This is a genomic window from Massilia sp. PWRC2, from assembly GCF_049896725.1.
Taxonomy (GTDB): Bacteria; Pseudomonadota; Gammaproteobacteria; order Burkholderiales; family Burkholderiaceae_D; genus JAFCUW01.
Genome location: NZ_JAFCUW010000059.1, coordinates 1 through 517, shown reverse-complemented (window position 1 = coordinate 517; position 517 = coordinate 1). Strand labels below are relative to the sequence as shown.

Genomic DNA, 517 nt, shown 5'->3' with positions numbered 1-517 from the left:
ACCACCACGGCGCCCGGTCAAACGGCGGGTTACACCTTCCAGGTCACGGCACCGGCAGCTGCCGGCACCTACAACTTCCAGTGGAAAATGGTGCAGGACCAGGTCGAGTGGTTCGGCGCAACATCGCCCAATCTTGCGATCCAGGTGGCGCCACCGGCCGACACTGTCACCTATATCCACACCGACGCGCTCGGCAGCCCGGTCGCCCGCAGCGACAGCGCCGGCAATGTGATCAGCCGCACCAGCTATGAGCCCTACGGGCGCACGGCTGGGGGCGTGACACCGACCATCGGCTTCACCGGGCATGTCAACGACGCCGACACGGGGCTGGTGTACATGCAGCAGCGGTATTATGATCCGGTGGCGGGGCGGTTTTTGAGCGTTGATCCTGTTACTTTTAATCCAAGCTCAGGTAGAAGTTTTAACCGATATAGGTATTCAAACAACAACCCCTATCGGTATGTTGATCCCGATGGTCGAGATCCAGATCCAGTCATCATATTACCAATCCCGGTGA

The 517-nt window shown here is 59.2% G+C and carries 1 protein-coding gene; it reads left to right on the top strand.

The annotated features are described in order from the left end of the window. A partial coding sequence (locus ACP7BZ_RS23030; protein WP_426117535.1) for an RHS repeat-associated core domain-containing protein occupies positions 1-517 on the top strand: 517 nt, incomplete at both ends.